The sequence below is a fragment of the Mycobacterium hackensackense genome (genome assembly GCF_025822555.1).
Classification (GTDB): domain Bacteria; phylum Actinomycetota; class Actinomycetes; order Mycobacteriales; family Mycobacteriaceae; genus Mycobacterium; species Mycobacterium fluoranthenivorans.
The window spans coordinates 112,502-130,642 of record NZ_JACKUC010000038.1 but is presented as its reverse complement, the minus strand read 5'-3'; the positions used below and the strand labels follow the sequence as shown (position 1 = coordinate 130,642).

The following is an 18,141-nucleotide window of genomic DNA, read 5'->3' as shown; positions in this document are numbered from 1 at the left end:
CGAACATCGGCGCCGATGGCACCCACCGCGGCGACGGTGCCGATCACCTCGTGGCCCGGCACCCGAGGATACCCGATGCCTGGCAGTCCTTTCGATCCAAGCTGCGGCCTAGATCGGCTGGGTGCCCACCGCCATGTACGGAGCGTTGCCGGCGAGTTCCCCTAGATCTCGGCGATTCCGAAGCGGTCGTACCCCTTGTCGGCCAGCAGCCTTGCGAACGCCGGGATGTCGAGGGGCTCATATTGGACGGTGATTCCCAGTGTGGCGGCGATTTCGTCGGCGATGGCGTAGTGATCGAGCTCCTTGGCGCCGACCAGGGGATAGATCTGGCGGTCGTGCGGGGTGGGATTCTGCAGGATTGCGGCAATGACATTGGCCTGGTCGTGTGCGGCGATGGGAGCATGTCGTCCCGTTCCGAACGGTAGCCGTAGCACTGCTTCGGTGTCGTCGCGGCGCCACGCCCAGGTGAGCCACTCGGCGAAGAACGTCGGGCGCAGATGCGTAGTGAGGAACGACGAGCGATCCAGCAGGCGTTCCGACAGCCAATGCTGCTGGGCAGCATGGCTCTTCGCGTCCCGGCGGGCCGAGATCTGGGACATGTTGACGACCGCTCCGACGCCGGCCTCGCTTGCTGCCTGGGCGAATACCACGGTGCCGGCCAGCAGGCCGTCAGTGAGAATGGGGTAGCAGAAGTACGCGGCATCGACGCCGGCCATTGCCGCGCTTAGCGCGTGGAAGTCGAGTAGATCACCCTGTACGACCTCGGCGCCGATCTCGGCGAGCGCCTCGGAACGTTGGTCGATGACGTGCACGAACGCGCGCACTCGGTGCCCAGCCTCGCGAAGGATCTTGACGGTGGGTGCGGCGGTGTTTCCGGTGGCGCCCGTGATCAGAAAGAGCGAGTCGGATGACATGAAGGGTCTCCTTGGGATATTCAGCGTGGGTTGGCAATTGGCAGTCAAAGGGACGTCGAGAGTGCGAGATCGCCCCGGAGTACAACCGGTAGCGGCGCGGTCGCAACGTCGACGACACCGAACGCGGTCGTTTGGAATTGGTTCCATCGCGGCAGGCGGGGCCCAACGCCGATGGTGCGCAGTCTGTCTCGCACTCGGCGTCGTCGCCCCGCGTCGTTCACGGTCGATGGGCGACCCTGCAGAGAGCCCCGTTCGGGGAGGAACTCATCGCGGGCTCAGCAGAGCGTCGGCAAAGGCGTGGGGCTTCTCCAGTGCACTGAAGTGGCCGGCGTTGACGATTTCTCGCACCGTGGCGGTGGGGATCGCGGCTGCGGTGACCTTTCGGTCGGCGCTTCGCGACCAGTCCTTGTCCGAGTAGACGAGCGTCACGGGTGCGGTGATCGCCGGATAGGTGCTCCGCGCAGCGATGAGGGTCGGGAGGTTGCGGTATACCGCGCGGGCGACGCGTGAATAGCCGGGTCGATTTCCCACCCGCATGAGTTCGTCGAGGAACGGCGCCGGGAGCCGGGAGGGGTCGGCGTATCCGCCGCCCATGATGCCCTTGACGATGGGTTTGTTCTCCAGGCTGGCGAACGTCGGGCCGATGAGCGGCGCGCGCACCGAGGACACGATGACTCGCGCCAAGAGATTGGCGCGCTCCAGCCCCTGGGGATAGTCGTAGGTGTTGGAGGCGACGACCCGGGTGACTCGCTCGCCGAGCTCGACGGATCCGGTGAGCGCGATGGTCGCGCCCATCGATTCGCCCGCCAAGGTGACGTCGGTCAAGTCGAGCCCGCGGACGAATTCCACGATGGCCGCCTGCAAGTCGGCGTGGTCGTAGTGTGCGCCCGGTTGGATGTCTGACCAGCCCATCCCCGGGAAGTCCACGGCGTAGACCCGGTAGCTTGCGGTGAGCAGCGGAATCACCCGTTGGAAGTAGTCCAGCTGGGTCCGCACGGTGTGCATCAGGACCAGCGGAGGTCCGTCCCCGGCGACGACATACCGAAGTCTGCTGCCGTCGGCGCGGACGAACCAGTGGCCCTTCGCGTTGGTCCACGTGGGGAGGTAGTCGAATGCGGGTTCTCTCAGCTGAGTGGTCATATACTGAGTATATGACCAGTCGTCTTGAGTTGTCAGCAGCTATGGTTTCGCTCGTGGAAGAACGACATGGGTAGGCCGAGCGTCAAGGAGCAGCTGGTCGATCGGACCAGGGGAGTGTGGCTCGAGCGCGGATTCGAGGGTGCCAGCGTTCACGACCTCGTCACGGCAGCGGGTGTCCCAAAGGGGTCGTTCTACAACCATTTTCCCAGCAAGGAGCACTTCGCCGTGGAGCATGTGCACCGCTACGTGCGCACCTTGCAGCTCGAAGCACTACGCGACGCGCCGGGTTCGGCCGTGGACGCAGTGCGCGAGCACTTCGAGCAGCAGATCGCCGCGCGCCAAGAGGGGCGGATGGAGGCTGGCTGCCTGCTGGGCACCTTCAGCAACAGCGTCACCGATTCTTACCCTGCGTTGCGGGCAGCCGTCCACGACGGGTTCGAGCAGTGGATCGACACACTGACGGCAGTGCTCTCTCGAGCCCGTGCCGCCGGGGAGATCCCCGCCACCCCGGAGCCTGCCGACCTCGCGGCGGCGTTGGTCGACGGTTTCGAGGGCGCCATCGCGCGTACCCGGGCCACCAGACTGCCGGACCCGCTTCGTGTGTTCGTCACCGTCACCCTCGCCGAGTTCACCCGCCGCCCATGATGACGTCTCGACCGCGACCTAGCGGTCGAGGTGACCGTTGAGATCACGCGTTGACTTTCAGCTGGGGGTCAAGGGCCGCGCTGCGCGTTCGTCGCACGCTGGGTATAGTTGGCCGTACCCAGTAGTGCGAGCGTGGGTGCTCGCCGCCGACTGGCCACCGTCGGACGACATCGTGAGGCAACGTGGTAGCAACGGCGCAGGGATCGGCACTACGGCCGACTGCCACTGTCCTCGTTGCCTCTGCCGCGGCCTTTCTGGCCAGCCTGGACCTGTTCATCGTCAACATCGCCTTCCCGGAGATCCGCTCGGCATTCGGTCATGCCGATCTGGCCGCGATGTCGTGGATTCTCAATGGGTACACCGTCGTCTTCGCGGCGTTCCTCAACCCCGCGGGCCGACTCGGAGACCGATACGGTCATCGGCGAATCTTCCTGTGCGGCCTGGTCGTATTTACCGTCGCTTCGGCGGCCTGCGGACTGTCGGGGACGTTCGCCATACTAGTCGCGGCACGTGTCGTTCAGGCCGTCGGCGCAGCGATGCTGATGCCCAGTTCCCTCGCGTTGTTGTTGGCGGCCGTTCCCGCGTCCCGGCGCGCGATCGCCGTGAGCACCTGGTCCGCCGTAGGCGCCATGGCTGCGGCCCTGGGGCCCCCTGTCGGCGGCCTGTTGGTCGAATTGTCCTGGCGATGGATCTTTTTCGTAAACGTGCCCCTGGGCCTGCTGGCCCTTGCCGCCGGCCCGTGGGTTCTCGCCAAGTCGAACACGACCGGCGTTGGGGTGCCGGATCTGTTCGGCGCGCTGAGCCTGATGCTTGGCGTCGGGGCGCTGGTGTGGGCATTGATCGAACTGCCGACCGCCGGGTGGACGGCCACCAAGGTGGTGTCGGCCGGAGTCTTTGCCCTGTGTGCCATGGCTACGGCAGTGTGGCGGTCACTGCGCCATCCCTCGCCGGCTCTGGACTTGGCTGCCATCCGCGTGATGCCGATGTGGTCGAGTTGCCTTGCCCTGCTCATCTTTTCGGCGGCGTTCGCGGCGATGCTCCTGGGCAGCGTCATGTTCCTCACCACCGTGTGGGGCGAGACCCCGGCAGTGGCTGGCCTGTGTCTGTCACCGGGCCCGATCGTCGTGGTGATCGTCTCGTTGACGGTGGCGGGCCGACTCATCGGCAAGGTGGGAATCGGCGCGGTCGCCGCAGTTGGAGCGATCTTGTACGTGGGCGGGATCGTCATCTGGCTGTGCCGGGTCGGCGCTTCGCCCGAGTACGTTGCCAACTTCCTACCAGGGCAGATACTCACCGGAGCAGGCGTGGGGTTGGTCATTCCGAGCCTGTCTGCGGTCACCGGTCTGGCACTGCCGTCGCATCGGTGGGGCGCCGGATCCGCCTTGACCAACACCGCTCGCCAGCTTGGAACAGTTTTGGGGACGGCGGTGCTGACGATGATCTATCAGCCCGGCATCGACCTGACTACCGTCCGACGCGGCTGGGTCTTCGTGGCTGCGGCGGCCGGGACGGCGGCACTGATCGCTGCAGTGCTTGCCGTCCGTTGGAGACCAGACCCCGAATGATTGCCGCCGGGTCATCGAGGCCCAGCGACGCGGCTTACGGCATGCACTCATCCGGCCGCTGGTGCACCTCGACGACTGCGACGTCGAGGTGCTGCTGTGCCTGAAAGTTTCGACGAACGCTTCCTAGACTGGAAAGCCCTGCGCAGGAGATGAATTCGATTACTCAGTCTCGTTTGCACCCATCCAGCCCCACGCCATAGTTTCGTCACTGTGACGTTACTACGGCCGAGTCGGTACAGCCGGAGTGGGAGGCGGCATCCAAACCCGGGCCGCCTGTCCGGCGCTGTCGGGTTGGTTTGGATTTCGCCGGCTGGTCTGCAAGGTGCGCCGATCATGCAGCGAGAGCTTGGCCGGGACCAGGAGCGCCGACGGTGTCAGGTGGTCCTGGAAATTGCGGACGCATTCGGACAGCCCTGAACCATTCCCGGATTACTGTCAACTAGTTCCGGATCGGACACGGACACATGGGTTCTGAGCCAGCACTTTCACTGGATGCGCTGCACTGGTTTTGTGCCGATAAGCCACATTATGTCAAGTAATCTGCTGCATATCGCATCAGATGAATCAATGCCCGGCCGCTTGCCTGCCACCACTCCTCCCGTCGTTTTCGGCTGCGTTGCAACACTTTCGCCCACCGTCCCCGCTCTGGATTGGGCTCACTAGGTCGCTGATGCACAATCGATAATTGCCTTTGGCTATGCCCACGCCATCCGGCAGCTGAAGTATGGCGATGTCGATCACACCATCGCGCTGTCAATTGCGGACGCGTGCATCAAGCATCTGACTTCTCAAGTTGCCGGGTCGTCCGGCGTTTCGGTAGCTGGCGTCCTGTTGGCTTCAAGCCAGAGCCGCAGCATCTCGTCACCGATGTCTTTCTGCTGCCGTTTCGTGATCCCGAGATTGGACATCCGTTGCTTGACTGAGTCGATCAGCTGGATATCTGCAGTCCATGGGATGTTCTGTGTCTTCGGGACGTCTCCGCGTACGGGTGCAGTCATCAGTTCGCTACGTGGAAACATCGTGAGCAGACTCACCATTCTCTCGGTTGTCATGCCCACTACCCCATCACTGGTGCTCCAATCGAGGATGGTGTTTCGAACACTCTCTTTGACCCGAGATTTGTTGTGAACAACGTCGTTTCGAATCTTGTTAAGTTCCCCCATGAATGCACTCTTGATGTCGTTCTTCAAGAACTCTGTCCCGAGTTGCCGCGAGTACGCGGCTGCTAGTCGTGGCCGGTACCATTCATCCCAGATTGCGTGGATGTATGCAAACCATTGCCCATAGGTCAAAAGTTGGATTGGCGGGAACCGCTCGTAAGAGATGAGTCCCCGCTTCAAGCTAAATGAGCTTGCCCCACTATCCATCGCATAGTTCAGATCCGCGATGTGGACGCGGCCTGGCCCCGATTCAGCGCGAAACGAATAGGTCCCGATGTCGAAGTATTCACCGTCGGTATCCTTCCGTGCATTGATCGTCATGGAGAGTGTGTGATGAGCTGACAGAGTCGTTGCCAGGGTCACTAGGAAGCGGGTCTCGAACTCGTCGACAACCTGGTCTATATCTTCTTCGTCGGGCATTGTATCCAGACTCTCGATCGCTTTGCCGGCGAGAGTAGCAACGTCGCTGAGGTTCTCCACCAAGTGTTGGGGGGTCGTCAGCGGCCTATCAAGGAGCTCGACAACAGCGGCCAGAACGCCGTCAACAATCGCGCTGAGCTGCGCACTATAAATCGACTTCCTCTCGCGCTCTTCAAAGAGATGGTGAAAGACCCCATGCTGCAACCCCTCCTTGGTTGATCTTTCTGCAACGCCTCTTGAGTTAGGCGCGGCCTCAACGTTGTCCCGTGCCATCTCAACAAAGAAGATCAATTGATTGAAGTTGTGCCGCCAGAGCAACGTCTCATCACTCATCGCGCACAACGGCAATCGTGCCGAACGATGGTGCCGCGGCGACCATCATTTCCAGGGTTCCTCATGATGACGATGCTAGGAGACGGCACCGACAGTGCACCCGATCCCAGCTGCGCGCTCCACGCGATTCGCCCGCCGCCGCGCCGAGCCCCGCCTCTTCCTGAGCTCACACGGGATGGATTATGCAGCAATTAGATATGCGGACCACCAGGCGGGTGCTCGACCGGGGCAGCAACGCGCCGAACGGTCTCGTGAGCATGTTTCCCTGGGCCGACCCGACCAACAGCTCCGACAACTTCGTGTCGAATGAACACCGAGATTTGTCGTCCCGCGAGGGTCTTTCGCGTAGTGCGCTGGCTCATGCGGGTGACCTTGATCCGAGGACCCGCTACTGTCGCCGCTCTACGGCTCATTTGCGGACTTCCCCCCCACCCTCATCGTCGTCGGTACCCACGACTGGCTACTCGATGACTCCCGCAATGTCTCGACCCGCATGCACGCCGCCGGCGTAGACGCGACGCTTGTCGAGATACCCGGCGGATTCCACGGCTTCATCCTTTTGCCCGTTCCAAAGTCGAAGGAAGCCAGGCGGCGAATATCGTCCTTCGTGGGCAAAGCCCTTATCAATTGATGCGTGACAGCTGAAATGTTTCGCTGCGGACAACCAGGTGGACGATTCGCCACCCAAGAGCCGTCAGGCCATGTCAGTCTGACCGGGATCGACCGCGTTGAGGAGCCGTTTGAGTTCGTGTCGCTTGTCGGCGCTGAGGTTGGACAGGACAGCGTCCTCGGCCCGGCCAACGGCCGCTTCGGCCTTTTTCAGCAGCGTCTTACCCTCGGTGGTCAGCCGGGCCGGGCGTGCCCGACCGGAGGACACCGTGGCGGGCCGGTCGACGGCACCCATCTCCTGCAACGTGAGCAGCACGTAGTTCATGGACTGCGGCGAGATGCTGGCATCCCGGGCCAGATCGGCACTGGACCGACCCGGTGATGCCGCCAGGCTGCGCAGGCAGACGAACCCGGGCAGCGTCAGGCCCAACGGGCGCAGTTCCGCGGTGACGGCCGGGCGCAGGGCCGCCAGGATTCGGTACAGCAGATAGCCGAGCGGAGCATCTCCCATGTCATACATTTTGACATATCTCAGGCATTTTGATATTTATTGGTCCGTGACTGAACCCAATGAGTCCGAGTTCGCCTTGGAGTCCGCTTACTGGGGCGAGAATCCCGGGTTGGGTCTGGACGTTAAGCCGCCGTGGAGTATCGGCCAGCCGCAAACCCGACATCGCCGCCCTGATCGAGCAGGGCAAGGTTCGCGGCGAGGTCCTCGACGCGGACTGCGGGGAAGACATCACCGCCATGCGGCTGGCCGAATTGGGTTACACCACGGTCAGCGGTCGATCGTCCACGCCGCCGCCCCCGGTGCGTCCTACTTCGTCCCGGTCTTCGTCCTGGTCTCGGGGTGCCCAACGGGCGGCCCAAGGCCGTCACCGCCGGGTTCGCTGCGATGCCCGGTGCCGAGGTCCGTGACGAACCCGACGGCCGCCCCATTCCCTGCCCGCCTGGTTGCTGACCGCGCACCTGGCCTGACCACCACACCTTAAGGAGAACCGTCGGATGCCTGATCCCCGGCCACCGCGGTGGCTCAAGCCGATGAACAAAGTGCAGATGGCCTTGCAGAAATTGGGTATTCCGACCGGACCGGTCCAGGTCCTGACGATCCCCGGCCGCAAGTCAGGCCAACCGCGCAGTACACCGATGACGCCGTTCGAGTTGAACGGGCATCTGTACACCGCGTGCGGTTATCCGGGGGCGGACTGGGCGCGCAATGCCCGCGCCGCCGGCGCCGGAACCCTGTCTCGGGGCCGCAAATCCCGTCAGGTCCGCATCGTGGAACTGACCGCCGAGCAAGCCCGGCCGGTCTGGCGGGCATTCCCCACCGCGGTGCCCGCCGGTGTCGGGTTCTACAAGCGAGCCGGACTGGTGCAACAGGGAACCCCGGAAGAGTTCGAAGCACTCGCCCGTCGATGCGCGATCTTCCGGCTGGAGCCGTCCCCACAGGATGGGCCGGGGAACCGGTGAACTCCCCCTTCCCGTCGTTTTCAGCTGCGTTGCAAGACTTTCCGGCCACCGACGCTGTCGTGCGGGCTTGTGCCGGCTGCACCCGGGGTGTTCCAGCGACGCGCTGACCTCTGTCACCCGAACGGTTTGTCTTGCAATCCGATTGACCCGACGCCGCCAGGCCAGAAGCCAATGGCACACCGCCCGGGTCGGGTCCACCGACCGCGCGACCATGAACCGTCGCCCCTGATGCTGCCGTTGTCACCCGGTTCCAGTCGCTCTAGTCGATGGCGACCAGCCCTCAAGCGTCGGTGCGCGCGCCGGCATCAACAGCTCGATCACAGACCACGTGTAATCATCCACCTCGTCGCTGCCTCAACATTGCGCTGAGGTCTGAGGCCAACTGCCTCGAGTCGGCGCTCAACAGCACACCATCGCGAACCACCCACCGGCCGGCCACCATCACATCGCGCGGGCGTCGTCCGGGGGCGTTCCAGAGCAGGCTGTCGAAAGTGTCCGGCGAACCCGCATCGAAGACGTCGCCGCAGTCCCACACGCACAGGTCGGCTGCCGCGCCGGCCCGCAGATGCCCGAGTTCGGTCCGACCCAATCCAGCAGCCGAGCCCTCGGTGGCGATGCCGAGCAACTCCCCCGCCGAAACGGGTTCCCCGACAAGGCCGGACACCTGCATCGCCAAGCGAGCGTCGGCGAGCAGATGGCCGGCGTCGTTGCTGCCGCCGCCGCTGGTCCCCAGCCCCACACGCACGCCGGCGGTGCGGAGTGCGGCGACACGTGCCACGCCCCACCCCATCGGCACATCGCAACCGGGCGCGTGCGTCGCCGTCGCACCGGATCTACCGACGAGGTCGATCTCGGCGTCGGTGATCGCGCACAGGTGGGCGACCGTGACGTCAGGTGCCAGCCAGCCCCACTCGTCGAGCAGCTCTAGCGGTCGGCGGCCGTACCGTTCGGCGGCCACCTGTACGTCGATGACCTCATTGGCCTGAGTTCGCCGGCGCAGCCCCAACAGTCGGGCGACTTCGGCGAGCGCGGCGAACGTCTCAGGGCCGTCGGCGTGCACGCCCGACGGTCCGACCGCCAGTTGCACCATGCCGTCAGCCGAGACGCCGTCGCGCGCGTGAGGAAGGTGGGTGGCGTAGATGTCGGCCACCGAACGCGCCGCGGCATCGGGTGTGTCGCGCGCGGTGCCCCGCACGAACGCCAGCCGGGCGCCCAGTCTGCGCGCTGCGCTGATCGTCGCTCCGGCCAGCGCAACCGGATCCTGGCCCGATGGCCAGGTCAGATGATGGTCGGCCACCGTGGTCACTCCATCGAGCAGCGACTCCGCCAGACCCACCGACGCTGCGGCCGCCGTCAATTCGGGATCCACGTTCGCTGCGGCGTAGCGGCTCGACATCCGGGCGAGCCAGTCCCGCATCGGCAGGAACCTGGTGTCCTGGCCGGACCGGAACGCGCTCTGCAGCAGATGGTGGTGAGCGTTCACCAGCCCCGGGGTGATCACACATCCGGAGACGTCGACCGAGTTGGCGCCCGCGGGGGCGGCGCCGTCGATCACACGCCCGCCGTCGATGACGACCGATTCCCGCGTGATGGTGTCGACATCGACCATCACCGACTCCGCGCCGCTCAGTACGATTGCGCTCACAGCTCCAGGACCAAACGTCCTCCGGTGCAACGGGATACGCAGACCATCATGGACTCGTTCTCCGACCGCTCCTCCGGCGACAGAACCACGTCGCGGTGATCGACCTGGCCACTGACCACACCGGTCTCGCAGGTGCCGCACATGCCCTCGCGACAGGAGGCCGGCACCACGATGCCGCGTGCGTCGAGCACCTCGAGGATGGTGCGGTCCTGCGGAACGGTCACCGTCACACCCGAAAAGGCCAGGGAGACTTCGAACTGTTCATTCGGTGCGCTGGATGACACGGGTGCGGTAAACCTTTCGGTGAACGAATCGACCGCGGCCTGGGTGGCGCATGCGTCGGCCACCGCGTCGAGCATGCTCGGCGGTCCGCACGTGTAGACGGCGGTGCCGCGCGCCAGCCCGCTGAGCTCGTCACGGAGGTTCAGTCGTCCGGATCGCAGCGACTCGTGGATCGTCACAAACCTCGGATGGCGTTCGACGAGTTCGTCGGCGTAGGCCATCTCCGCGCGTGCACGCCCGACGTAGATCAGCCGCCACTGCCGGCCACTCTGTTGCGCGACGGCTACGAGGGAGAGCAGCGGAGTGATCCCGATGCCGCCGGCGACGAACACGTAGTTCAAGGCACGCGTGAGGGCAAAGTGGTTGCGCGGTGCACTGATCCAGGTCTCCGCGCCGACCGCGAGGTCCGCGCGGGCCGAGGACGAACCTCCCCGACCTTCGGCTCGGCACTCGATGGCGATGCGGTAGGTGCCCACGTCGTCCGGTGACGAGCACAATGAATACTGTCGCACCCAGCCGGCCGGGGTGGTGAGGTCGATGTGCGACCCCGCCGACCATGTGGGCAGCGGACCGCCGTCGGCGGCGGCCAGGACGAACTCGTCGACATGGTCGGCGACGGATCGGCGGGCCACCACGCGTACGCGTATCGCGTCAGTACTTCCGTTGGACGTCAAAGACATCGGGGAGATCTCCTCAGATACCGAACGATGATCTCCGCCGCATTCCCAGCCAGGGAACCGCCTTCAGAGTGAGGCTTGGACCACGATCAGGTGCGCGATATCGGGCCCGGTCAGCCGCCACCGGTGAGGGATGCCGCCAGCGTAATAGAGGCTGTCTCCCTTACGCAATCCGACGATACTACCCTCGCCGAGGTCGACTTCGATCTCACCCAGCGTGACATAAACCCATTCGTCCTGCACGTGCCGGAAGTAGTCGGCGTACTCCCGCCTGCTCACCGCCAGCTCCTGCGGGTAGAAGGCCGCGCCCTCGCCGACCAGCAGACGCGCGTAGCCGACCCCGTCCCCGTCCTGTGGAAGGGTGGCGCCTTCATTGGAGCGGACGATGTGCGCGCCGTCGGGAACGGGCGCGGTTACATAGCTGACGTCCGGCGGTTTCGCGGCAAGCATCAGGTTCACCTGCGTGGTCTCCAGTGCACGCGCGATCCGCTCCAGGGTCGCCATACTGGGGCGCGCATACCCGCGCTCGAGCTGAGACAGGAACGGATGCGAGATGCGCGCTTGCGCTGCGAGATTCATCAACGTCATACCGTGACTTTTGCGGCGCCGGCGAATTTCTGCACCCAGCGACGCCTGTGCCGCGTCCGGCTCGTCCAGTGCCATGGTCCGTCATCTTTCCTTCGTGACCGTTCAGGTACAACGTGATCATCATCGTCGTCGTTGACCACTCCGCACGCTGCCTATGTTTACTCAGCTGCAGTCTCATTTAACGACACCGCAACAGAGCCACACTAGCTTGGTTGATGTTGACGTGGTCAACAAAACCCAAACAGCAAGACTCTGCCGATCCCAGCCGCGGCGGAACCTCAGTCCGGGCGCAACGACGCGCAAGAACGCCAATCCTATTGGAGCCCATACGATGCAGGCCATGGCCGCGACACGAGTGCGCGGGCTCACGGGCCGTCTTTCCGACGGCGCCACCGTCGACATCGAACTGTCCACGGGCACCGGGGTGTGCCGGGTCCAGCGCGTGGAACCACACACTGCGGCGACCAGCGGCATCGGTGAAACCGACTGGATCGATCTACGCGGGTTCGTGCTGACCGCGGCCGCGGCCGAACCACATGCCCACCTCGATAAGGCGTTGTCATGGCCAGAACTGAACCCGCCGCTCGGCGATCTGCACGATGCAATCGCCACCTGGCAGGAGGGCAGCCCGCGACTCGACGAACAGTCGTTCCGCCGGCGCGCCACCCAGGCGACTACGGCCATGCTCGCCAATGGGATTACCGCGGTCCGCTCACACGTCGACGTCCTCCCCGGCGACGACCCGCTACGCGCGGTGCGCGTGCTCGCCGAGATCCGGGAAGCGCTCCAGGGACTGATGACCATCCAGATCGTGGTTCTTGCCGGGCCTTTCACCCCCACTGCCGTCATCGAATCAGCACTCGATGCCGGGGCTGATCTGGTCGGCGGCGCTCCGCACATCGCCGAGGACCCACTTGCCGAGGTGAACCGGTTACTGACCATCGCCGAAAAGCGCGGCACCGGAGTGGACCTGCACATCGACGAGTTCATGGACGGTGACCACCTGACCATCGAGGCTTACGCTGATCGGGTCGCCGACTGGCCTCGAGAGCGAATCCGTACCGCGAGTCACTGCAGCCGTTTGGCCACCCTGCCGCCAGCTGACCTGGATCGCGTGGCGGCGGCCCTGGCCGATGCCTCCGTCGCGGTCATCGCACTCCCAATCACCAACCTGTACCTGCAGGGACGGCGTGGCGCCTCCGCAGGACGCCGAGGGATAACCGCGGTAGACGTGCTCCGGGCCGCCGGCGTCCTGGTGGCGGGAGGCGCTGACAACATCCGCGACCCCTTCAACCCGGTCGGCCGCGCCGACCCGTTTGAGACCGCATCTCTGCTCGTCACGGCAGCCCATCAAACACCGCATGTTGCGGCGGATCTCGTCACCGACTCGGCACGCGCCGTGCTAGGACTCGAACCCGCAGGCCCGCGCGTCGGCGCGCGCGCCGACTTCCTGGCGGTACGCGGGACCGACATCGTCGATGTGATCGCGGGCGCACCGCCCGACCGGGTGGTGATCGTCAACGGCACGCCGGTGGCCTGCACCGAGACCACGAGCTGGACGACGGCGTTCGTCGCCCCACCGTCCTACATCCCGTGAACAGGGAGGATCCATGTCTACTTCAGAAACGACCGCACCACCCGCACTCGGCCATCCACTGGTCGGCTTCGAGCACTGCGACCTGACGTACCCGGACGGAACCCACGCCCTCCGCGATGTCAGCCTCACCGTCCGGGAGGGTGAATTCGTCAGCGTGGTAGGACCTTCCGGATGCGGGAAGTCGACGCTGCTGCGGCTGTCCGCGGGACTGGAGACGATCACCGGCGGCTACCTGCAATGTGGCGCAGCCCGAATCGGCTACGTGTTTCAGGACGCGACCCTGCTGCCGTGGCGTTCGGTGAAGGACAACGTGGCGCTGTTCGGTGAGCTCGACGGTGTCGGACGCGACCAGCGCCAACAGCGTGTCAAGGCGGCGTTGGCCACGGTGGGTCTCGAAGGATTCGAGGACCACCTACCGCATATGCTGTCCGGCGGTATGCGTATGCGGGCCTCCCTCGCCCGGTCCCTCACCCTCGATCCGGACCTGTTCCTGTTCGACGAACCCTTCGCCGCACTCGACGAAATCACCCGTGAACGGCTCGGAGTCGAACTCAGTGAGCTTTTCGCGGCAAAGCGCTTCGCGGGGCTGTTCATCACTCACTCGGTGTCGGAAGCCACCTTTCTGTCGAGCCGGGTGTTGGTGATGTCAGGACGCCCCGGCACGATCGTCGACGAGATCGACGTTCCGTTCGCGTTCCCGCGTCCGGCGGATCTGCGGTTCACGCCCGAGTTCGGTGAGATCGCGGGCCACATCTCCCGCGCGTTGCGGGAGGCGCACTCATGACCGCTACCAAGCCCACCGGCGCCGTAGTGCCCACCAACGCCGCAAAGGCTACGTCGAAATCCCCGTTGCGCAGTAGTTCTCGGTATCTCAGCGTCGCCGGGCCCGCACTCGTCCTTCTTCTGGTGATCGGAATCTGGTATCTGATCACCTACGGCGTCCTCGACCCGGGCCGACGGTTCCTGATGCCGGCGCCGCACCAGGTGATCGCCGACGGGCTGCTCGGCGACTCCATGCCGGCGATGGCGGAAGCCCTTGCCAGGACCACCACCGTAGCGCTCACCGGACTGGCAATCGCCGCGGTCATAGGCATCATCTGGGCGGTGATCATGTCACTGTCACCTGTGATGGAGACCGCACTCTTCCCCTATGCCGTTGTACTGCAATGTATCCCAATACTCGCACTGGTACCGCTGGTCGGCTTCTGGTTCGGCTTCGGATTCACCGCCCGCGTGTTCGTCTGCGTGTTGATCGCACTGTTCCCGATCGTGTCGAACACATTGTTCGGTCTGCGTTCGGTCGACCGGCAGATGCGCGATCTGTTCGCGCTACACCACCCGAGTCGGCTCACGGTGCTGCGGAAGCTGGAGTTCCCCGCCGCGATGCCGGCCATCTTCGCGGGCCTGCGAATCTCCGCCGGACTCTCGGTGGTCGGCGCTATCGTCGGCGACTTCTTCTTCAAGCAAGGCGATCCCGGCATCGGAATCCTGATCGACAACTACCGCTCACGGCTGCAGTCGCCGGAACTGTTCGCCTCCATCATCCTTGCATCCTTGCTGGGCGTTGCCGTCTTCTGGCTCTTCGGCTGGCTCGGCAATCGAGTCGTCGGTCGCTGGTACCAGCCCTCCTGATCCACCAAACCGCCACCGCACAGAAAGAGAAGGCATGAACACCCACACCTGGCGTGGCCTGTCCAGACGCACCGGAGTCGCGGCCATGGCCGTGGCCATCACCCTTACCGCTGCCTGTGGCTCCGACGAGAGTGCCGAATCCTCGGGATACGCAGGCGAAGTCGGTCCGGTCGACCTACGCGGGAGCTGCCCGGCAAAGGTCGTCATCCAGACCGATTGGAACCCCGAGGCCGAGCACGGTCACCTGTATCAGCTCCTCGGTCCCGACGCCAAGATCAACGCTGAGAACAAGCGCGTCACGGGACCCCTGTTCGACCGCGGGCGGTACACCGGCGTCGATATCGAGATCCGCGCCGGCGGACCGGCCATCGGGTTCCAGTCGGTGACATCCCAGATGTACTCCGACCCCGAGATATTGCTGGGCTACGTCGACACCGACCAGGCCATTCAGAACTCACGGTCCAACCCGACAACCGCCGTGATGGCCCCACTCGACATCAGCCCGCAGATGATCATGTGGGATCCCGCCACCTATCCTCAAGTCAAAGACATTGCGGGCCTCAAACCAGTCAACGCACGGGTGCTGTACTTCGAGGGCTCCACCTACATGAGCTTCCTGACCGGCGCCGGTATCCTCTCGCGAGATCAGGTCGACGGTAGCTACGACGGCACGCCCGCCAACTTCGTCGCCGACGGCGGGAAGGCGGCCCAGCAGGGCTACGCCAGTTCGGAACCCCAGCTCTATCAGGAAGAGATCGAGGGCTGGAAAAAGCCGGTCGACTATCAGCTCATCCACGACGTGGGCTATCCGATCTACAAGCTGGCGTTGTCCGTGCGCAGTGCCGACTTGGAGAAGAATGCCGCCTGCCTGACCAAGCTCGTCCCCGTCTTGCAGCGGGGTGCGGTCGACTACCTCGCTTCGCCGGCAGGCGCTGACAAGGTGATTCTGGACGCGGTCGCGCAGTACAACACCGGATGGGTGTACTCCCAGCGCAATGCCGACTACGCCGTGCAGACAATGAAAGAGCTCAAGCTCGTCGGCAACGGCAACAACAACACCATCGGCGATATGGACGAGGCCAGAGTACAGCGCATCATCGACGTGACCACGCCGATCTTCACCCAGCAGGGCACGCCGCCCGCCGACGGCCTGAAACCCGCGGCAGTTTCGACCAATCGGTTCATCGACACGTCGATCGGGCTCCCGTCGTGACAGCCCCGGTCGTGGCCATCGGCACCGACGACGGCCGACCCGCATTCGGACAGGAGGACGTGGATGCGCTCGCCGACGACCTGCTCGCCATCGTCGGCCCCCGCGGCATCAGCACGCTTCCCCGTGCCCTGCAACGGGCGGCCGTCGACGGGTCGGGGATGAGTCCCATCCTGTCCGCTCAGGATCTCGGAAGGCCCGACCTGGTCTGCTACCCGCGCACCGTCGACGTCATCCCGGCCGTCGTGCGCGCCGCCGTCGCCCGCGGTGTACCGATCACCACGCGTGGCAAGGGCACCGGCAACTACGGACAGGTGATCCCGCGATTCGGCGGAATGGTCCTCGACATGACGTCCCTGACCGAGATCCATTCCATCAGCGATCGTGCGATCACCGCTCAGCCTGGCGCCCGAATGATCAACTTGGAGCAGAGGGCGTGGGCGAACGGCAGCCAGCTGTGGATGTATCCGTCGACGGTGCAGTCCACCCTCGGCGGCTTCCTGGCCGGTGGTTCGGCCGGCACGGGGACCATAGTCCACGGGCGCAATCACCAGGGTTTCGTCGAAGCCCTCGATGTGGTGTACGGCACCGACGACGCCGAAATCATCCATCTTGAGGGTGACGACGCCCAACCCTTCGTGCACACCTACGGAGTCGCCGGAATCATCGTGGGCGCTTCGGTCCGGGCGGAACCGTTACAGGACTGGCGCTCGGTCTACGTCAGTTTCAGCTCGCACCACGACGCGTTCCAGGCGGCCCTGGCCGTCTCGGCGATCGAGCCGAAGCCGCGCTTACTGTCCGCGGACGGCCCACTGATCGTCAACGCCCTGCCTGCCGACCCGGCGCTGGTTCACGGTCGCGCGAGTGTGCGGGGCATTCTCGACGCCCGCGCCGTCGATGAGGCCAACGACCTACTCGTGAGCGCCGGTGGACGCGTCGAGGCAGTCCGCGAGGGCGGCGCAGAAACGATCAAGCTGTCCACGCTCTCCTACAATCATCCCACCTGGTGGCTCCAGAAAGCGCAGCCAGACAAGTGGTTTCACATGGAGTGCCGCGGCAACGCGCTGGTGACCCGGCTGGACGAGGTCGAAGAGGTCTACGAGGGCGGCAACCTGCACCTCGAGGTCGGCCACCAGACGATGTCAGGGATGCTCAACGGCATCTACCGCAGTCCCGAGCAGGTGATCGAAGGCGTCGGGAGGCTGCAGGAACTCGGCGTCGGTGTGCACTCCCCGCATCAGTGGTATGTCGACCTCGACGCCGAGCGGGTCCGGGCCCTGGCAAGCACCACCGACCCGAAGGGGCTGCTGAATCCCGGGAGGTGGATGTGACCGCGAACAAGTCGAGCCGGCGTTACGCCGAGCTCACCACGGAGCAGATTGCGACTGCACTGTCGCGGGACTCGGTGCTCGTCCTTCCGACCGGTGCCATCGAACCGCATGGACCTCACTTGCCGTTGGCCACTGATCTCATTGTGGCAGAGGCGGTCTCATCGGCAGTTGTGGAACTCGGTGCTGACGCCGGACACGACGTCTGGTTGCTGCCCGCCCTCGGCTACACCAAATCCGACGAACACGCACGCCTTCCGGGCACGATCTGGCTCCGCTACTCCACATTGTTCGACACCCTCGTGGACATCGGGGCGTCGATCGCCCGAACCCCGGCCCGCCGACTCCTCATCGTCAACGCGCACGGCGGAAACTCTGCGCTCATCGAGGTGGCCGCACGGGAACTGCGCCGCCAGTTCGATCTTCAGACGTTCTTCGCCTCCGGTCCCGCACAACCCGGCCCGACCGAACGCGGGCTCGGCATCCATGCGGGCTGGGCCGAGACGTCGATAATGCTGCATCTGCGGCCCGACCTCGTCCACATGGACAAGGCCAAGCCCGCGGTGGCCGACGCCGTTGCCGACGCCACCCATGTCGGCTTCACCAAGACGGTCAAGTTCGGTTGGCTCTCCACCGACTTCGCCGAGTCGGGGGTTGTCGGTGATCCCACCGGAGCGGACGCCGACACCGGGTCGGCGCTCTTCCACGAACGCGTCGACGCGTTGGTAGCGGCACTCGGCGAGATCTCCACCTTCGACCCGGGGCGGGCCCGCCATTGATCTCGAGCGCCTGCGACTTCGGCGGCGATTCTGCGCGACTGAGGAGTACCGGTGATCACGCCCGGCCAGGAGGTTCCCCGAGCGGCCGGTGCCGGAGTCACCGATCACGGGCGGGTGCACCGGGTCCAAAGTAGATAGAAGTGCTAA

Annotated in this window: 17 protein-coding genes and 1 pseudogene; 11 read left to right on the top strand and 7 right to left on the bottom strand. The window is 64.9% G+C overall.

Features of this window, described 5'->3' with window-relative positions; translation table 11 throughout:
• Positions 1–161 precede the first annotated feature (161 nt).
• Both H7J86_RS29325 and H7J86_RS29320 read right to left on the bottom strand, forming a co-directional pair.
• Complete coding sequence (locus tag H7J86_RS29325; RefSeq protein WP_267295244.1) at positions 162–914, bottom strand: NmrA family NAD(P)-binding protein; 753 nt, start codon at positions 912–914, stop codon at positions 162–164.
• Positions 915–1,178: 264 nt separating this feature from the next.
• Positions 1,179–2,054 carry an alpha/beta fold hydrolase gene (locus H7J86_RS29320; protein ID WP_267295242.1) on the bottom strand — a complete coding sequence of 292 codons (876 nt, stop codon included), beginning with the start codon at positions 2,052–2,054 and terminating at the stop codon, positions 1,179–1,181.
• 66 nt (positions 2,055–2,120) lie between these two features.
• Here H7J86_RS29320 and H7J86_RS29315 point away from each other — a divergent pair, with 66 nt between their 5' ends.
• Both H7J86_RS29315 and H7J86_RS29310 read left to right on the top strand, forming a co-directional pair.
• The gene (locus tag H7J86_RS29315; RefSeq protein WP_267295240.1) at positions 2,121–2,699 is read left to right on the top strand and encodes a TetR/AcrR family transcriptional regulator; all 579 of its coding nucleotides are present in this window, start codon (positions 2,121–2,123) and stop codon (positions 2,697–2,699) included.
• A 182-nt stretch (positions 2,700–2,881) separates the two neighbouring features.
• On the top strand, positions 2,882–4,264 hold the full coding sequence (locus H7J86_RS29310) for an MFS transporter (protein WP_187095553.1): 1,383 nt from the start codon (positions 2,882–2,884) through the stop codon (positions 4,262–4,264).
• A gap of 788 nt (positions 4,265–5,052) precedes the next feature.
• On the opposite strand, the gene H7J86_RS29305 is transcribed toward H7J86_RS29310, so the two are convergent.
• Entirely contained in the window at positions 5,053–6,177 is a 1,125-nt protein-coding gene (locus H7J86_RS29305; RefSeq protein ID WP_267295238.1) for a hypothetical protein, read from the bottom strand.
• Between the two features lie 391 nt (positions 6,178–6,568).
• Between H7J86_RS29305 and H7J86_RS33665 the strand changes: the two genes are divergently transcribed.
• Positions 6,569–6,808: an alpha/beta hydrolase gene (locus tag H7J86_RS33665; RefSeq protein WP_372517359.1), complete on the top strand. Its 240-nt coding sequence runs from the start codon at positions 6,569–6,571 to the stop codon at positions 6,806–6,808.
• 63 nt (positions 6,809–6,871) lie between these two features.
• Here the strand turns inward: H7J86_RS33665 and H7J86_RS29300 are convergent, their stop codons facing one another.
• Positions 6,872–7,306, bottom strand: a complete 435-nt coding sequence (locus H7J86_RS29300; RefSeq protein ID WP_372517350.1) for a MarR family winged helix-turn-helix transcriptional regulator — start codon at positions 7,304–7,306, stop codon at positions 6,872–6,874.
• A gap of 37 nt (positions 7,307–7,343) precedes the next feature.
• Between H7J86_RS29300 and H7J86_RS29295 the strand changes: the two are divergent.
• A pseudogene (locus tag H7J86_RS29295) lies at positions 7,344–7,566 on the top strand (class I SAM-dependent methyltransferase); the annotation flags it as partial.
• A 225-nt stretch (positions 7,567–7,791) separates the two neighbouring features.
• Positions 7,792–8,256: a nitroreductase family deazaflavin-dependent oxidoreductase gene (locus H7J86_RS29290; protein ID WP_267295235.1), complete on the top strand. Its 465-nt coding sequence runs from the start codon at positions 7,792–7,794 to the stop codon at positions 8,254–8,256.
• A 334-nt stretch (positions 8,257–8,590) separates the two neighbouring features.
• Here H7J86_RS29290 and H7J86_RS29285 read toward each other — a convergent pair whose 3' ends face one another.
• The 3 genes from H7J86_RS29285 to H7J86_RS29275 all read right to left on the bottom strand — a co-directional run bounded on the left by H7J86_RS29285 (position 8,591) and on the right by H7J86_RS29275 (position 11,523).
• Entirely contained in the window at positions 8,591–9,901 is a 1,311-nt protein-coding gene (locus tag H7J86_RS29285) for an amidohydrolase family protein (RefSeq protein WP_267295234.1), read from the bottom strand.
• Positions 9,898–10,863 carry a PDR/VanB family oxidoreductase gene (locus H7J86_RS29280; RefSeq protein WP_267295233.1) on the bottom strand — a complete coding sequence of 322 codons (966 nt, stop codon included), beginning with the start codon at positions 10,861–10,863 and terminating at the stop codon, positions 9,898–9,900. The genes H7J86_RS29285 and H7J86_RS29280 overlap by 4 nt, the downstream gene beginning before the upstream one ends.
• Before the next feature lie 63 nt (positions 10,864–10,926).
• Positions 10,927–11,523: a helix-turn-helix domain-containing protein gene (locus H7J86_RS29275; RefSeq protein ID WP_267295232.1), complete on the bottom strand. Its 597-nt coding sequence runs from the start codon at positions 11,521–11,523 to the stop codon at positions 10,927–10,929.
• A gap of 256 nt (positions 11,524–11,779) precedes the next feature.
• Here H7J86_RS29275 and H7J86_RS29270 point away from each other — a divergent pair, with 256 nt between their 5' ends.
• The 6 genes from H7J86_RS29270 to H7J86_RS29245 are packed head-to-tail and all read left to right on the top strand — an operon-like array spanning position 11,780 to position 17,994.
• Complete coding sequence (locus H7J86_RS29270; protein ID WP_372517349.1) at positions 11,780–13,045, top strand: amidohydrolase family protein; 1,266 nt, start codon at positions 11,780–11,782, stop codon at positions 13,043–13,045.
• Between the two features lie 13 nt (positions 13,046–13,058).
• Positions 13,059–13,829 (top strand): ABC transporter ATP-binding protein, encoded by a 771-nt coding sequence (locus H7J86_RS29265; protein WP_267295228.1) that lies wholly within the window; start codon positions 13,059–13,061, stop codon positions 13,827–13,829.
• Positions 13,826–14,677 carry an ABC transporter permease gene (locus tag H7J86_RS29260; RefSeq protein ID WP_267295226.1) on the top strand — a complete coding sequence of 284 codons (852 nt, stop codon included), beginning with the start codon at positions 13,826–13,828 and terminating at the stop codon, positions 14,675–14,677. Before H7J86_RS29265 ends, H7J86_RS29260 begins: the two co-directional genes overlap by 4 nt.
• A gap of 34 nt (positions 14,678–14,711) precedes the next feature.
• Positions 14,712–15,890 (top strand): ABC transporter substrate-binding protein, encoded by a 1,179-nt coding sequence (locus tag H7J86_RS29255; protein WP_267295224.1) that lies wholly within the window; start codon positions 14,712–14,714, stop codon positions 15,888–15,890.
• Positions 15,887–17,218: an FAD-binding oxidoreductase gene (locus H7J86_RS29250; RefSeq protein ID WP_267295223.1), complete on the top strand. Its 1,332-nt coding sequence runs from the start codon at positions 15,887–15,889 to the stop codon at positions 17,216–17,218. Before H7J86_RS29255 ends, H7J86_RS29250 begins: the two co-directional genes overlap by 4 nt.
• Entirely contained in the window at positions 17,215–17,994 is a 780-nt protein-coding gene (locus H7J86_RS29245; protein WP_267295222.1) for a creatininase family protein, read from the top strand. Before H7J86_RS29250 ends, H7J86_RS29245 begins: the two co-directional genes overlap by 4 nt.
• The last annotated feature ends 147 nt before the right edge of the window (positions 17,995–18,141 follow it).

Coding starts and splice junctions, on each gene's coding strand:
- H7J86_RS29260 (WP_267295226.1), top strand. CDS start 13,826: ATGACCGCTACCAAGCCCACCGGCGCCGTAGTGCCCACCAACGCCGCA.
- H7J86_RS29280 (WP_267295233.1), bottom strand. CDS start 10,863: ATGTCTTTGACGTCCAACGGAAGTACTGACGCGATACGCGTACGCGTG.
- H7J86_RS29290 (WP_267295235.1), top strand. CDS start 7,792: ATGCCTGATCCCCGGCCACCGCGGTGGCTCAAGCCGATGAACAAAGTG.
- H7J86_RS29265 (WP_267295228.1), top strand. CDS start 13,059: ATGTCTACTTCAGAAACGACCGCACCACCCGCACTCGGCCATCCACTG.
- H7J86_RS29300 (WP_372517350.1), bottom strand. CDS start 7,306: ATGTATGACATGGGAGATGCTCCGCTCGGCTATCTGCTGTACCGAATC.
- H7J86_RS29275 (WP_267295232.1), bottom strand. CDS start 11,523: ATGGCACTGGACGAGCCGGACGCGGCACAGGCGTCGCTGGGTGCAGAA.
- H7J86_RS29305 (WP_267295238.1), bottom strand. CDS start 6,177: ATGAGTGATGAGACGTTGCTCTGGCGGCACAACTTCAATCAATTGATC.
- H7J86_RS29270 (WP_372517349.1), top strand. CDS start 11,780: ATGCAGGCCATGGCCGCGACACGAGTGCGCGGGCTCACGGGCCGTCTT.
- H7J86_RS29315 (WP_267295240.1), top strand. CDS start 2,121: ATGGGTAGGCCGAGCGTCAAGGAGCAGCTGGTCGATCGGACCAGGGGA.
- H7J86_RS29325 (WP_267295244.1), bottom strand. CDS start 914: ATGTCATCCGACTCGCTCTTTCTGATCACGGGCGCCACCGGAAACACC.
- H7J86_RS29255 (WP_267295224.1), top strand. CDS start 14,712: ATGAACACCCACACCTGGCGTGGCCTGTCCAGACGCACCGGAGTCGCG.
- H7J86_RS29320 (WP_267295242.1), bottom strand. CDS start 2,054: ATGACCACTCAGCTGAGAGAACCCGCATTCGACTACCTCCCCACGTGG.